The organism is Pseudonocardia lacus (genome assembly GCF_018531445.1).
Lineage (GTDB): Bacteria > Actinomycetota > Actinomycetes > Mycobacteriales > Pseudonocardiaceae > Pseudonocardia > Pseudonocardia lacus.
In genome coordinates, this window is the sequence record NZ_JAHDTH010000015.1 from 19,390 (window position 1) to 33,133 (window position 13,744).

Below are 13,744 nucleotides of genomic sequence, written 5' to 3' on the forward strand. Positions count from 1 at the left end.
ACGCCAACGGGTCAGCGCGGGGCGGGCAGGTGCACCGCGACGCGGAGCCCGCCGGCGCGCCCGGGGGTGAGCGTGAGGGTCCCGTCGTGCGCCTGCGCGATGCTCTTGACGATCGCCAGGCCCAGGCCGATGCCCGCGTGGTCGGTGCGGACGCGGTCGGTGCCGCGGCGGAACGGCTCGGCGAGCGTCGCCACCAGCTCCGGGGCGAGCACCTCCCCGGTGTTCTCGACGACCAGCAGCGCGCCCCCCGCGTCGACGCCCGTCGTGACGCGCACCGTGCCCCGCCCGGGCAGGTTGTGCACGATCGCGTTGTGCACGAGGTTCGTCGCCATCTGCAGCAGGAGCGCGGCCGAGCCGGTGGTGGGCGTGACGTCGCCGGAGGTCTCCACGGTGACGCCGTGCTTCTCGGCGAGGGGCAGCAGCGTCTCGGCGGCCTCGTCCGCGACGAGCGACAGGTCGACCGGCTCGCGGGTGAAGGACCGCTGCTCGGTGCGGCTGAGCAGCAGCAGCGCCTCGGTGAGGTCGATGGCCCGGCTGTTGACGACGCGGAGGCGGTCGACGAGGTCGGCGGGGTCGCCGTCGGGTTCGCTGCGGGCCACGTCGAGGAGCGTCCGGGTGATGGCCAGCGGGGTGCGCAGCTCGTGCGAGGCGTTCGCGGCGAACCTGCGCTGCTCGGCGACGTGCGCTTCGAGCCGGGCGAGCATGGAGTCGAAGGCGTCGGCGAGTTCGCGGAACTCGTCGCGGCGGCCCGGCAGCTCGATGCGGTGGGAGAGCGTCCCGGTCGCGGCCGTGCGGGTGGCGTCGGCGATGCGGGTCAGCGGAGCGAGCATCCGCCCGGCCAGGATCCAGCCCCCGACGAGGCCGAACACCAGCAGGAACACCAGCACCACGGCCGCCGCCGAGCCGAAGACGACCGGGCCGAAGTTGTTCGGGTCGAACACCCGCAGGACGTTGGCGAAGCTGGGGGCGTACAGGCTCGGCGGCGCGACGCCCCGCAGCAGGAAGACCCACACGGCGGTCAGCAGCAGCACACCGGCGACCATCAGGAAGCCGGCGTAGCTCAGGGTCAGCTTCAGCCGGACGCTCAGACCGGGTGCCCTATCCACGGTCGCCTCCCCCGGTGTCGATGCGGTAGCCCACGCCGGCGACGGTGGCGATGATCCCGGGTTCGCCGAGGCGCTTGCGCAGCGCCGAGACGGTGATCCGCACGGCGTTGGTGAACGGGTCGGCGTTCTCGTCCCAGGCGCGTTCCAGCAGCTCCTCGGCACTGACGACGCCGCCCTCCGCGGCGACGAGGACGTCGAGCACGGCGAACTGCTTGCGGGTGAGCGCGACGTAGCGGCCGTCGCGGTGGACCTCGCGGCGGAACGGGTCCAGGCGCAGGCCGGCGATCTCGCGCACGGGGGGGCGGTTGTGCGCCCGCCTGCGGTCGAGCGCGCGGAGCCGGAGCACCAGCTCGCGCAGGTCGAAGGGCTTGGTGAGGTAGTCGTCGGCGCCGAGCCCGAACCCGGACGCCTTGTCGTCGAGCCGGTCGGCCGCGGTGAGCATCAGGATCGGGGTGTCGCGACCGGAGGCGACGATGCGCGAGGCGACCTCGTCGCCGGAGGGTCCGGGGATGTCGCGGTCGAGGACGGCGATGTCGTAGGAGTTGACGTCGAGCAGCTCCAGGGCGGTGTCGCCGTCGCCCGCGATGTCGGCCGCGATCGCCTCCAGGCGCAGGCCGTCGCGGATGGCCTCGGCCATCAGGGGCTCGTCCTCGACGATCAACACGCGCACAAGTCCCCGATGCTACGAGCCGGGACATGTCGTGGACGTATCGAGAACCGGATACGCGCCGGCAACACCGCCCCGGCTTCGCTGGTGGCATGACCCGGACGATGTGGGCGCCGCTCCCAGCCACCGATGCGTTCCCGACGCAGCCGATCCCGGTCGTCACCGGCCGGGGACGGTCCGTCCACGACCGGCGGCGGGCGCCAGGGGCCACGGGCCGGCGACATCCGCCGCCGCCCCGGCCCCAGCACCGCGTCCCGGCCGGGGGTGCGTCCCGTGGCGGACCGGCGGCGATCCTCGTCGTCGCGGCGCTGGTCGTCGCCGCGGTCGCGGTCGCACCGGCGGCCCGGTCGTGGACGACCCCGGCTCCGGTCGCACCCGGTCCGGCGACCGCGGCCCCGCCGCTCGCTCCCCCGGTGGCCGACCGTCCCGTCGGCGACCGCCTCGGAGCCGCCGACGGCGTCGTCCCCGACGGCGTGACGGTCTTCGACGACGTCCCGGCCGTCGCCAACCTCGACCCCGCCCTGCTCGACGCCCTCCGCGCGGCCGCCGAGGACGCCGAGGACGACGGCGTCGCGTTCACCGTCAACAGCGGCTGGCGCTCGCCCGGGTACCAGGAGCACCTGCTCGACGAAGCGATCTCGACCTACGGCTCGAAGGCGGAGGCCGCCCGCTGGGTCGCCACGCCCGAGACGTCCCTGCACGTCTCCGGCGAGGCGATCGACATCGGTCCGGCCGCCGCCACGGCCTGGCTGGCCGAGAACGGCGCCGGGCACGGCCTGTGCCGGGTCTACCGCAACGAACCCTGGCACTTCGAGCTCCGCCCCGACGCCCCCGACGCCGGCTGCCCGACCCTCTACGCCGACCCGACGCACGATCCGAGGACCCAGTAGTGACCAGCACAGCCCGCCGGGCCACCCGGGAGGCGCTCGCCGTCAGCGCGCGGGACCTGACCAAGACCTACGGCCGTGGCGACGCCCAGGTGCACGCCCTGCGCGGCATCGACCTCGACCTCGTCCGGGGCCGGTTCACCGCGATCATGGGGCCGAGCGGGTCGGGCAAGTCCACGCTGATGCACTGCCTGGCCGGGCTCGACCAGGCCAGCGGCGGCACCGTGACCGTGGCCGGCACGGAGCTGGGCTCCCTCGACGACGACGCGCTCACCGTCTTCCGCCGCGAGCACGTCGGCTTCGTGTTCCAGGCGTTCAACCTGCTGCCGATGCTCACCGCGCTGCAGAACATCCTGCTCCCGCTCGAACTGGGCGGCCGCCGGGTCGACGAGGAGACGCGGGAGCGCGCGCACGCCCTCGCCGAGACCCTCGGCGTGGCCGACCGGCTCGACCACCGGCCCGCGGAGCTGTCCGGCGGCCAGCAGCAGCGGGTCGCGATCGCCCGGGCCCTGGTCACCGGACCGGACCTGCTGTTCGCCGACGAGCCCACCGGCAACCTGGACAGCGCCACGTCCGCGGAGGTGCTGGAGCACCTGCGGCGGTCGGCGCGCGAGCTCGGCCGGACCGTCGTCATGGTCACCCACGATCGGGACGCGGCGGCCTACGCCGACGACGTCGTCACGATGCGGGACGGGCGGATCGCCTGATGCGCACGGTCCTGCTCGCGTCGCTGCGCACCCACCTGCGCCGCTACGTCGCGGCGGCGGTCGCGGTGGTCGTCGGGGTGGCCTTCGTCGTCGTGGTCGGCGTGCTCACCGCCGGGGCGCGGGCCGGGCTCATGGACGGCTTCGGGGCGCCGTACCGCGGCGCCGACCACGTGGTCGTCGCCGATCCGGGGGTCCGGCCGCCGCGCGGCCCGTCGTGCTGCCCGGACACCCTCGACGTCGCGGCCGCGATCGCCCTCGTCGACCGCCTCGGCGACGACGCGTCCGGGCTCGGCCGGGTGCTGCTGCCGATGCAGGTGGGCGACGAGCGGGGCAGCACCACCGTGGGGCCGATCGCCGCGTCGGAGGAGCTGCGCTGGCAGGAGCTCACCGCCGGTCGCTTCCCGGCCGGCGACGGCGAGGCGGTCGTGCACGTGTGGGACGCCACTGCCCTCGACATCGCCGTCGGCGACCGGATCCGGGTCGGCGCGGACGCCACCGAACTGGCGGTGGTCGGTCTCGTCAACTCGCCCTCCACCGAGTCCCAGGCTTCGGTGTACGTCGCCTGGGCGCAGTACCTGCACTGGCGCGAGCACCCCCTGTTCCACATCGGCAAGATCGCGGTGCGCGGGGACGTCGGGCCCGTCCCGGAGGGCGCGGTGGCGCGCACGGCGGAGGAGCACGTCACCGAGGGCCTGGCCGGGCTCAGCAACGACACCGACGCGTACGCGCTGATGGGCGTGCTGTTCGCCGCCGTCGCGCTCGTCGTGGCCGGCCTGGTCGTGGCGAACACGTTCGCCATCCTGTTCGCCCAGCGGATGCGCGACTTCGCCCTGCTGCGCTGCGTCGGCGCCACCCGCCGACAGGTGCTCGGGTCGGTGCGCCGGGAGGCGCTCGCCGTCGGGGCGCTCGCGTCGCTGATCGGGGTGCCGGTCGGCGGCGGCCTCGGCTACGGGCTCATCGCCCTGGTCAACGCGGTCGCGCCGACGACCCCGATGGGTGTCCCCGGGCTGCCCGTGCCCTGGCTGCTGGCCGGGTTCGCGGTCGGCACGCTGGTCACCGCGGTCGCGTCCTGGCTGCCGACCCGGGGCGTGGTCCGGGTGAGCCCGCTGGCGGCGCTGCGCCCGGAGTCCGCGGTCGACGCGCGCACGGCCACCGGCCGCTCGCGGCTCGCGCTCGCCGCGTCCGGGCTGGTCGTCGGGACGGTCCTGCTCGGGGTGGCGATCGCCCGCCGCGACACCATGGTCATGGTGGCCGGCGGGGCGGCGTTCTTCGGCGGCGTGCTGCTGCTCGGGCCGGTGGTCGTCCCCCGGATGGTCCGGGTCGCCGGGGCGCTGCTCGGGCCCGCCGGCAGGCTGGCGACCGAGAACGCCGTGCGCAACCCCCGCCGCACCGCCACCACCACCGCCGCCCTGCTGATCGGCGTCACCCTGACGACCGCCGTGCTCACCGGGCTGGCGACCTACGGCGCGGCGCTGGACGAGACGACCAACCGCAACCACCCCGTCGACGTGGCGCTCGGCTCGACCGCCGCGCCGCTGCCCGCCGACCTCCTCGACCAGGTGCGGGGCACCACCGGCGTGGAACGGGCCATCGCCGTGCACGGCGCCGTGGCCCGGGTCGACGGCCTCGCCCACCCGATCCCGGTCGTCAGCGCACCCGACGCGGCGCACGTGGCCCGCGACGGCGGCGGGTTCGCCCGGGTGGAACCGGGCACGATCCGGCTCGACCTGGGCTCGTTCCGCGACCTGGGGATCGAGCCCGGCGACCGGGTCGCGGTGCGCGTCGGCGACCGGCGCGTCGAGCTGCGGGTCATCTCCCTCTCGGGCTGGGGCAACGCCGGCCTCGTCGCGCCCGAGGACCTCGCCCGGCTCGTCGACACCCCCGAGCCGCGGGCCGTCTGGGTGCGCACCGCCCCTGACGCCGACCCGCTCCGGCTCGTCGACGACCTGACCGGCCTGGCCGCCGGGGCCGGCGCCGGCGTGGAGGACCAACTGCAGGCCCGCGCCGTGCAGCAGCGGGAGCTGGACGTCCTCACCTGGTCGGTGCTCGGGCTGCTCGGCGTCTCGGTGGCGATCGCCCTGGTCGGGATCGGGAACACGCTGGGGCTGTCGGTCCTCGAACGCGCACGCGAGCACGCGATGCTGCGCGCGCTGGGCCTGACGCGCCGGCAGCTGCGGCGGATGCTGGCCGCGGAGGCGGCGCTGATGGCGGTGGTGGCCACCCTGCTCGGCACCACCATCGGCGTCGCGTTCGCCTGGGTCACCCACGAGACGCTCATCAAGCAGGCACTGACCCGCGCCACACTGCAGATCCCCTGGCCCTCCCTCGGCGCCGTCGTCCTGGTCGCCGCGCTGGCCGGGGTGCTGGCCTCCGTCGTCCCGGCGCGGCGGGCCGCGCGGGTGACCCCGGCCGCGGGGCTGACCCACGACTGACACCGGTGGTCGGCGTCCCACCGCTGGGCCGGGACGCGGAGCAGGACACCCGGATCCGGATCGGGAGGCACGATCATGAGCACGAGCGATCCGGGACGGCCGGAGCGGCCGGAGCGGCCCGGGCCCACAGCGGATGATCTGTTCGGAGCCGGCGAGCCCATCCGCTCGGCTGACGACCTCGCCCGCGACGGCGTCTTCGACGACGGCGAGGTCGAGGACTTCCTGGCCGACCTCTACGCGATGCGCCGCTCGGAGGTCGCCTGACGATGCGCCGTGTCGTCGTCGACACCGATGTCGCCCCGCTCGGCCTCAAGCGCCGCCTCCCCCGGTTCTGCTGCGGCAACTGATCGCGGCATCACCTTCGTCACCCTGGGCGAACTGACGCGCTGGGCCGCCAGGCGGCCGCTCAGCCCGTCGGCGCGTCCGAGGACCGCAGGCCGTGCGAGAGCCGGCGCAGGAGTTCGTCGAGGGCCACCTTGTCGGGGCCGAGGATCTCCTGGAACTGCTCCTGCACCCCGGCGGCGGCGATGTCCCAGCCGGCCAGCGCCTTCCGGCCGCGGGCGGTGGCGAAGACCAGCACGCGCCTGCGGTCCTCGTCGTCGACGCGGCGCAGCACCAGGTTGGCCGAGACCATGCGGTCGACGAGCTTGGACAGCTTCGGGGCGAGCAGCAGGGCGTGCTCGGCGACGACGTTCATCGGGCAGCCGCCCCGCTCGGCGAGCAGCGACAGGATCCGCCACTGGTCGATGTCGGCGCCCGCGGCGCGCAGGGCGTCGTCGAGGCGCTGGGTGGCGGCGCGTTCGACGATCGAGAGCAGGCGCAGCGATTCGTCGCTCACTCGATCCCGATCCTCCGAACGGAGCAGCTCGCGGGCTGCGGATGTGGCTAGCGTGGCCGGATGGCCCGCTACGAGGCCCTTCAGCATCCCACGTCGCCCGGCCGCGGACCGGACGTGTTGAACATGGCGCTGGTCATCCCGCTGCAGGGGCCGGCCGGCATCTTCGGGCCGTCCTGCGAGAGCTGCGGCGAGCTGGCCATGGAGGAGGTCAACGCCGAGGGCGGCGTGCTCGGCCGGGAGCTGAACCTCGTCCCGGTCGACGGCGGCGCGGGGCCGGCCGCGGTGGCCCGCGAGGTCGACGCGCTGCTCAAGGCGGGCGCGGTCGAGGCGGTGACGGGCTGGCACATCTCGGCCGTGCGGGAGGCCGTCGCCCCGGTGATCGACGGCCGGGTGCCCTACGCGTACACCGCGCTCTACGAGGGCGGCGAGCACCGGCCGGGGGTGTTCCTCACCGGCGAGACGCCCGACCTGCAGCTGGGTCCGGCGCTGGACTGGTTCGCCGGGGCGGCCGGGGCCCGGCGGTGGACGATCGTCGGCGACGACTACGTCTGGCCGCGCCGCTCGGCCGCGGTGGCGCGGCGCTTCCTGCGCCGGATCGGCGGCACCGTCTGCGACGAGATGTACGTGCCGCTGGGCACGACCGACTTCGGGCCCGTGCTGAAGCGCGTGGAGCGCAGCGGCTGCGACGCCGTCCTGATGCTGCTCATCGGCGCCGACGCCGTCGAGTTCAACCGGGCGTTCAGCGCGCTCGGCCTGGACCGCGACATGCTGCGGTTCAGCTCCCTGATCGACGAGAACGTGCTGCTCGCCTCCGGCGCCGACAACACCCGCGGGCTGATGACCTCGGCGGGCTACTTCGAGGACCTCACCACCACGTCGAGCCTGGACTTCGCGGCGGCGTACTTCCGCCGCTTCGGCGCCGACGCTCCGGTGCTCAACAGCCTGGGCGAGTCCTGCTACGAGGGGGTGCGGCTGCTCACTGCGCTCATGCGGCGGGCGGGTTCGACGGCGGTCCGGCCGATGATGTCGGTGGCCGAGGGGCTGTCGTACGAGAGCCCGCGCGGCACCGTGCAGATCCGCGACCGGCACCTGCGCCAGCGCGTGTTCCTGGCCGTGGCCGACGGCCTGACCTGGGACGTCATCCAGCAGCTCTGACCGGCGAGGCCCGTTGACACCGGCCTGCTCAGTCGTTACTTTCCAGAGAAATTATTTCCGCGCTCGTCAATGTTGACGGTGAGGACCCGATGGCGACCTACACCTACCGCTGCGAAGTCGACGGCCCGCTCGACGTCCGCCGGCCGATCGGCACGGCCCCGGCGACGGTCCCGTGCCCGGCCTGCGGCGCGACCGCGCCGCGCATGATCACGGCGCCGATGCTGGGGCTCGCCGACCGCGGCCGGATGGCCCTCATCGACCGGTCCGAGGCGTCCCGGACCGACCCGGCCGTCGTGTCGGCGGTCCCGGCCGCACCCCGGGCGCGCCGCGCGGCGCCGCGGCTGGACCCGCGCACGCGCCACCTGCCGCGCCCCTGACCCCAGGCGGCCCCGCGGCCGCGACCCGATCGGCCCACCCGTCGGTGGGCCTGCTCGACCGTGCCGTCCACGAGAGAGGTGCTCCCGCATGCCCGAGGTCGTGTTCCCGCTCGACTCCCAGAAGAAGTTCACCGAGCAGCGCATCGTCGGCCACAACCGCTGGCACCCCGACATCCCGGCGCTGGTGCACGTCAAGCCCGGCGACAGCTTCCGCGTGCACTGCCGCGAGTGGTTCGACGGCGCCATCCACAACGACGACTCCGCCGACGACATCCTCAACGCGCCACTGCCCGGCGTGCACGTGCTGTCCGGCCCGATCGCCGTCGAGGGCGCCGAACCGGGCGACCTGCTCATCGTCGACATCCTCGACGTCGGCCCGATCCCCCAGGAGGACTCCGGCCCGCTCGCCGGCCAGGGCTGGGGCTACACGGGTGTCTTCGCCACCCGCAACGGCGGCGGGTTCCTGACCGAGCAGTTCCCGGACGCCTACAAGGTCGTCTGGGACTTCCAGGGCGGCCGGGCCACGTCGCGGCACGTGCCGGGCGTCTCGTTCACCGGCATCGTGCACCCCGGGCTGATGGGCACCGCTCCGTCGGCGCAACTGCTGGCCAGGTGGAACGCCCGCGAGCAGGCCCTCATCGACACCGACCCGGACCGGGTGCCGCCGCTGGCGCTGCCGCCCAACCCCGACTCGGCGATCCTGGGCAGCCTGCGCGGCGACGAGTTCGACCGGGTCGCCGCCGAGGCGGCCCGCACCGCGCCGCCGCGCGAGAACGGCGGCAACCAGGACATCAAGAACCTCACCAAGGGCTCCCGGGTCTTCTACCCCGTCTTCGTCGACGGCGCCAAGCTCTCGATGGGCGACCTGCACTTCTCCCAGGGCGACGGCGAGATCACCTTCTGCGGGGCGATCGAGATGGGCGGGTTCATGGACCTGCACGTCGACCTGATCAAGGGCGGCATGGCGACCTACGGGGTCAGCGAGAACGCGATCTTCATGCCGGGCAACGTCGACCCGCGCTACGACCAGTGGCTCGCGTTCTCCGGCACGTCGGTGACGCTCTCCGGTGAGCAGCGCTACCTCGACTCGCACCTGTCGTACCAGCGGGCCTGCCTGCACGCCATCGACTACCTGCAGAAGTTCGGCTACAGCGACATCCAGGCCTACATGATCCTGGGCGCCGCGCCGATCGAGGGCCGGCTGTCGGGCGTCGTCGACATCCCGAACTCGTGCTCGACGGTCTACCTCCCGACCGCCATCTTCGACATCGACGTGCGGCCCAGCGCGAACGGGCCGCAGCAGATCGACCCCGGTCAGGGCGTCCCCGTGGCGAGGGCCTGACCCCTCCCCTCCCGGTGCCGGGCGGCGCGCGGCCGCCCGGCACCGGCCCACCCGTGTACCCCGAGAAAGGGGACGTGCCATGGGATCCGTCGGGCTGCTCTTCGTCGGCGCCGTGCTGTTCATCAACGGCGTGATGCTGCTGGGCTGGGTGGACGCCAAGTCCGCGGCGCCGATCAACTTCTTCGTCGGCGCGCTGCAGATCATCACCCCGACCTACCTGATCTTCACCGCGGACGGCGACGCCGACACGATCCTGTCGGCGGCCGGGCTGTACCTGTTCGCCTTCACCTACCTCTACGTCGGGCTGAACCTCACCTTCGACCTCGACGGCACCGGGCTGGGCTACTTCTGCCTGTTCGTGTTCTTGTCCGCGCTCGTCTACTCCGGACTGAACTTCACCCGCTTCGCCGACCCCGGCTTCGGCGTCATCTGGTTGCACTGGGCGTTCCTGTGGCTGCTGTTCTTCCTGGTCCTCGGGCTGCGCCGGGAGAGCCTGGGCCGCTACACCGGGGCCGTCTGCGCGATCCAGGGCTGGGTGACGGGGTGGGTGCCGGCGCTGCTGCTGCTCACCGGCGGCTACGCCGCGCTCGCGACGCCGTTGGCCGTGGTGCTCGCGGTGTTCGGCGTCGTCGTCTACGGGGGGCTCTTCGTCGTGATGGTGCGGCGGGCGGGCCACCGGGACGCGCCGGTCGCGCCGGACCGGCACGTCCCGGCCTGAGCGCCGGGTCTCGCGCCTGGCACGGCTCGGGTCTACGCTGCGGAACAGGTGCGCCGGGAAGTCTGGTCGGCTCCGATTTCCCGTGCCCCGGGCCAAGCCCGGGCCGACCGAGGCGGCACCGTGCGCATCCTGATCACCACCTTCGGCACCCGCGGCGACATCCAGCCCTACGTCGCGCTCGGCGGCGCCCTCCGGGCCCGCGGCCACGAGGTGGCGCTGGCCGTCCCGGAGGGCTTCCGCGACCTGGTCACCGGCGCCGGGCTGGCCCTGCACCCCGCGGGCTCGCGCATGCTGACCACGCTGCAGGACGTCATGCCGGAGCTGAGCGGGCCGCGCGACGCGCTGCGGACGCTGGGCGTGATGCGGGAGGCGATGCGCGAGCACTTCGACGAGCAGTGGGCGGCGGCGCTGGCCAGCCGGCCAGAACTGATCGTCCACCACCCCAAGTGCCTGGCCGGACCGCACATGGCCGAGGCGCTCGGGGTGCCCGGGGTGCTGTCGATCCCGCTGCCCTTCTACACCCCGACGCGGGCGCACCCGATCCCGTTCCTCGGCGGCGCCTCGCTGGGTGGCTGGGGCAACCGCGCCTCCTACCTGTTCCCCCGCATCGCCACCGTCATGTACGGCGCGATGATCAACGACTTCCGGCGCCGCGTGGGGCTGGGCCGCACCGGCCGGCTCGCCGACCCGTTGCGCAACCCGGACGGGTCGCCGGTCACCGTGCTCTACCCGTACAGCCGCCACGTCGTGCCGGTGCCGGCCGACTACCCGCCGTCCGCGCACGTGACCGGCTACTGGTTCCTGCCGGCCGACGCCGGCTGGCGACCCGACGCCCGGCTCACCGACTTCCTGGCCGCCGGCGACCCGCCGGTCTACGTGGGGTTCGGCTCGATGGGCTTCGGCAAGGGAGCCGACCAGCGGCGGGAGGCGGTGCTCGGCGCGCTGCGCGCGAACGGCGTGCGCGGGATCGTCGCCACCGGGTGGGGCGGGCTGACCGCGGGCGACGCGCCCACCGACGACGTCCTCGTCGTCGACGCCGTGCCGCACGACTGGCTCTTCGACCGGGTCGCCGCCGTCGTGCACCACGGCGGCGCCGGCTCCACCGCGGCCGGCCTGCGCGCCGGGAAGCCGACGCTGATCTGCCCGTTCCTCGGCGACCAGCCGTTCTGGGGTGCCCGGGTGCACGCGGCGGGCGCCGGCCCGCGGCCACTGCCCGCCCGGAAGCTGGCCGCAGGCCTGACCCGGCGCCTCGGCGAACTCGTCGAGCACGAGTCCTACCGGCGCCGCGCGGCCGCGATCGGGGAGTTGATCCGGGCCGAGGACGGGACGGGCACGGCGGTCGAGGTCCTGGAGCGGCTGGTCCGATCCGGCCCGACCCGTGCCTCGGCGTGACCGGGACCGCTCCAAAGTCTTTGCCCAAGGGCAACTATCGGTCACCCTGGGGGACGACAACGCCGTCAGCCCAACAGGGAGCGCGATGATCCACGGACCCGTCACCGGTGGCGACCACGGCTGGGCCTTCGGCCGGCCGATCCTCGACCTCGCCGAGCACGGCTACGTCGAGGAGGAGTTCTTCCTCTCCGGCGACGCCACCACCTACCGCCCCGTCGTGGGCACCGAACTGGGCCGCGACGGGCTGTGGCGCGTCGAGCCCAAGGGCACGCTGCCGTTCACCACCCGGCTGCTCGTCTACCGGCCCGCCGACCCCGAGCGGTTCAACGGCACCGCGGTCGTTTGCTGGAACAACGTCACCGCGGGCTACGAGCTGTTCCACGGCGAGACCCCGGAGATCATCGAGGGCGGGTACGCCTTCGTCGGCGCCACCGTGCAGCGCGTCGGCGTGCACGGCTTCCCGGCCGCCCCGCAGGGCCTCGCCGCATGGGATCCGGGGCGCTACGGATCGCTCGACATCCCGACCGACGACTGCTCCTACGACATCTTCTCCCAGGTCGGACGGGCCGTCGGCGCCAACCGCGACCGCTCGGGAATCGACCCGCTCGGCGGGCTCGACGTGCAGCGGGTGATCGCACTCGGCGCCTCCCAGTCGGCCGGCAGGCTGTCGACCTACGTCAACGCGATCCACCCGCTCGGCCGCGTCTTCGACGGCTTCATCCTGCAGATCTACTTCGGCGCCGGCACCCCGCTGGAAGGCGGCGACCGCACCGTGGCACCCGCCGCCGTCCCCGGCCCGGCCCGGCTGCCGCGCGGCGCCAACCTGCTCCGCGAGCTCGACGTGCCGGTCATGGTGGTCAACTCCGAGCTGGAGGCGATCGCCTGCCACTCCGTGCGCCAACCCGACACCGACCGCGTCGTCACCTGGGAGTCGGCCGGCACCACGCACGTCGCGGTGCAGTCGCAGCTGCTGCGCAACCGCAAGTACCGGCGCGACTTCGGCGTCGCCCCGCCGCCCGAGCCCGAGCGGATGAACCGCATCGCGATCACCCCGCTCTACGACGCGGCGCTGCACCACATGAACCGCTGGGCCGGCGGCGGCGCCCCGGCCCCGAGCCAGCCGCTGGTCGAGTTCGCCGGCGCCGAGCCGACCGTGGTCCGCGACGAGCACGGCATCGCCCGCGGCGGCATCCGGCTGCCGCAGGTCGAGGCCCCGGTGGCCACCAACAGCTCGGTCCCGCTGAGCACCGACTTCGTCGGCGCGCTCCGCGGCTCCAACGACCCCTTCACCCGGGAGAAGCTCGACGCGCTCTACGGCGACGAGACCGGCTACCTGGCCCGCTTCGAGGCGGCGGCGCAGCGGGCGGTCGAGGCCGGGGTGCTGCTGCCCCGCGACGTCGCCCCCGCGGTCGCGGAGGCCGCCGAGGAGTACCGGCGGGCCTGCGCCACGGACCGCGTCCCGACCTGACCCCGCCCCGTGGCGGGGGGCTGGTGGACGAGAGTGGCTTTCGCCCGACGAGGCCGGACGAAAGCCGCGCTCGTCCCGCGCCGCGCGCTGCCCGGGGACGGCGCCGGGTTGGACGAAAGCGGTTCTCGTCCAATCCGCCGCTGACCCCCGCGCCCGCGGTCCCGTCGAGAACGAAGTTGTGGTGATCAACAGGGCTTGTTGATCACGACAACGTCGTTCTCGACGGGGGAGCCAGGGCGGGGGCGGCCAGGAGCAGGAGGGCCGGCGGGAGGAAGGCTCCGCCGATGCCGAGTCCGAGCAGCAGGCCCCACCCGCCGATCGCCGCCGCGGCGAGCAGGTCGACGGCGGTGCGCCGGGCCAGCGGTGGGACTACGGCCGCGACGACGGGGACGCCGAGCAGGTAGATCGCCGCCGGACCGGAGTCCTGGACCGCGAACGGCGTGAGCAGGCCGGCGGTCAGGACGACGATCGCCGCGGCGGCCAGCCGGACGGTGCGGCGGGCATCGGCGGGGCGGGCGACCACCAGCAGGACGGCCGCCGCCACCGCCCCGCCGAGCGCGGTGACCATCGCGATGCCGACCATGGACACCCCCTGCCCCCAGCGCAGGTTAGCCCCGCGCCACCCGGTCCGTAACCAGCCGCTCGCACTCGGCGA

Annotated in this window: 14 protein-coding genes; 10 read left to right on the forward strand and 4 right to left on the reverse strand. The window is 74.4% G+C overall.

Annotated features, from left to right (window positions below):
- Nucleotides 1-11 precede the first annotated feature (11 nt).
- A complete protein-coding gene (locus tag KIK08_RS05510) occupies nucleotides 12-1,106 on the reverse strand; it encodes a sensor histidine kinase (RefSeq protein WP_214401897.1) in 1,095 nt (364 codons plus the stop codon).
- A complete protein-coding gene (locus tag KIK08_RS05515) occupies nucleotides 1,099-1,776 on the reverse strand; it encodes a response regulator transcription factor (RefSeq protein WP_214401898.1) in 678 nt (225 codons plus the stop codon). The genes KIK08_RS05510 and KIK08_RS05515 overlap by 8 nt, the downstream gene beginning before the upstream one ends.
- 410 nt (nucleotides 1,777-2,186) lie before the next feature.
- On the opposite strand from KIK08_RS05515, the gene KIK08_RS41530 reads away from it, so the two are divergent.
- From KIK08_RS41530 to KIK08_RS05535, 4 genes are all read left to right on the forward strand, one after another.
- Nucleotides 2,187-2,663: a M15 family metallopeptidase gene (locus KIK08_RS41530; RefSeq protein WP_308257414.1), complete on the forward strand. Its 477-nt coding sequence runs from the start codon at nucleotides 2,187-2,189 to the stop codon at nucleotides 2,661-2,663.
- Nucleotides 2,663-3,367: an ABC transporter ATP-binding protein gene (locus KIK08_RS05525; RefSeq protein WP_214401899.1), complete on the forward strand. Its 705-nt coding sequence runs from the start codon at nucleotides 2,663-2,665 to the stop codon at nucleotides 3,365-3,367. The genes KIK08_RS41530 and KIK08_RS05525 overlap by 1 nt, the downstream gene beginning before the upstream one ends.
- Nucleotides 3,367-5,799 carry an FtsX-like permease family protein gene (locus KIK08_RS05530; RefSeq protein WP_214401900.1) on the forward strand — a complete coding sequence of 811 codons (2,433 nt, stop codon included), beginning with the start codon at nucleotides 3,367-3,369 and terminating at the stop codon, nucleotides 5,797-5,799. The genes KIK08_RS05525 and KIK08_RS05530 overlap by 1 nt, the downstream gene beginning before the upstream one ends.
- Before the next feature lie 75 nt (nucleotides 5,800-5,874).
- Complete coding sequence (locus KIK08_RS05535) at nucleotides 5,875-6,063, forward strand: hypothetical protein (RefSeq protein WP_214401901.1); 189 nt, start codon at nucleotides 5,875-5,877, stop codon at nucleotides 6,061-6,063.
- Nucleotides 6,064-6,205: 142 nt separating this feature from the next.
- Here the strand turns inward: KIK08_RS05535 and KIK08_RS40895 are convergent, their stop codons facing one another.
- Nucleotides 6,206-6,637, reverse strand: coding sequence for a MarR family winged helix-turn-helix transcriptional regulator (locus tag KIK08_RS40895; RefSeq protein ID WP_214401902.1), 432 nt, complete (start codon nucleotides 6,635-6,637; stop codon nucleotides 6,206-6,208).
- Between the two features lie 60 nt (nucleotides 6,638-6,697).
- Here KIK08_RS40895 and KIK08_RS05545 point away from each other — a divergent pair, with 60 nt between their 5' ends.
- From KIK08_RS05545 to KIK08_RS05570, 6 genes are all read left to right on the forward strand, one after another.
- Nucleotides 6,698-7,792 carry a substrate-binding domain-containing protein gene (locus KIK08_RS05545; protein WP_408004642.1) on the forward strand — a complete coding sequence of 365 codons (1,095 nt, stop codon included), beginning with the start codon at nucleotides 6,698-6,700 and terminating at the stop codon, nucleotides 7,790-7,792.
- An 89-nt stretch (nucleotides 7,793-7,881) separates the two neighbouring features.
- Nucleotides 7,882-8,169 carry an FmdB family zinc ribbon protein gene (locus tag KIK08_RS05550; RefSeq protein ID WP_214401903.1) on the forward strand — a complete coding sequence of 96 codons (288 nt, stop codon included), beginning with the start codon at nucleotides 7,882-7,884 and terminating at the stop codon, nucleotides 8,167-8,169.
- Nucleotides 8,170-8,257: 88 nt separating this feature from the next.
- The gene (gene fmdA / locus KIK08_RS05555) at nucleotides 8,258-9,511 is read left to right on the forward strand and encodes a formamidase (protein ID WP_214401904.1); all 1,254 of its coding nucleotides are present in this window, start codon (nucleotides 8,258-8,260) and stop codon (nucleotides 9,509-9,511) included.
- Between the two features lie 79 nt (nucleotides 9,512-9,590).
- A complete protein-coding gene (locus tag KIK08_RS05560; protein WP_214401905.1) occupies nucleotides 9,591-10,229 on the forward strand; it encodes an AmiS/UreI family transporter in 639 nt (212 codons plus the stop codon).
- A 120-nt stretch (nucleotides 10,230-10,349) separates the two neighbouring features.
- A complete protein-coding gene (locus KIK08_RS05565) occupies nucleotides 10,350-11,621 on the forward strand; it encodes a glycosyltransferase (RefSeq protein WP_214401906.1) in 1,272 nt (423 codons plus the stop codon).
- 85 nt (nucleotides 11,622-11,706) lie between these two features.
- The gene (locus KIK08_RS05570) at nucleotides 11,707-13,089 is read left to right on the forward strand and encodes an alpha/beta hydrolase domain-containing protein (protein ID WP_214401907.1); all 1,383 of its coding nucleotides are present in this window, start codon (nucleotides 11,707-11,709) and stop codon (nucleotides 13,087-13,089) included.
- Between the two features lie 202 nt (nucleotides 13,090-13,291).
- Here KIK08_RS05570 and KIK08_RS05575 read toward each other — a convergent pair whose 3' ends face one another.
- Entirely contained in the window at nucleotides 13,292-13,672 is a 381-nt protein-coding gene (locus KIK08_RS05575; protein WP_214401908.1) for a hypothetical protein, read from the reverse strand.
- Between the last annotated feature and the right edge of the window lie 72 nt (nucleotides 13,673-13,744).

Excerpts from the sequence above, each read along its gene's own strand:
- KIK08_RS05530 (WP_214401900.1), top strand. The coding sequence starts at position 3,367 with ATGCGCACGGTCCTGCTCGCGTCGCTGCGCACCCACCTGCGCCGCTAC.
- KIK08_RS05535 (WP_214401901.1), top strand. The coding sequence starts at position 5,875 with ATGAGCACGAGCGATCCGGGACGGCCGGAGCGGCCGGAGCGGCCCGGG.
- KIK08_RS05545 (WP_408004642.1), top strand. The coding sequence starts at position 6,698 with ATGGCCCGCTACGAGGCCCTTCAGCATCCCACGTCGCCCGGCCGCGGA.
- KIK08_RS05550 (WP_214401903.1), top strand. The coding sequence starts at position 7,882 with ATGGCGACCTACACCTACCGCTGCGAAGTCGACGGCCCGCTCGACGTC.
- fmdA (WP_214401904.1), top strand. The coding sequence starts at position 8,258 with ATGCCCGAGGTCGTGTTCCCGCTCGACTCCCAGAAGAAGTTCACCGAG.
- KIK08_RS05560 (WP_214401905.1), top strand. The coding sequence starts at position 9,591 with ATGGGATCCGTCGGGCTGCTCTTCGTCGGCGCCGTGCTGTTCATCAAC.
- KIK08_RS05570 (WP_214401907.1), top strand. The coding sequence starts at position 11,707 with ATGATCCACGGACCCGTCACCGGTGGCGACCACGGCTGGGCCTTCGGC.
- KIK08_RS05575 (WP_214401908.1), bottom strand. The coding sequence starts at position 13,672 with ATGGTCGGCATCGCGATGGTCACCGCGCTCGGCGGGGCGGTGGCGGCG.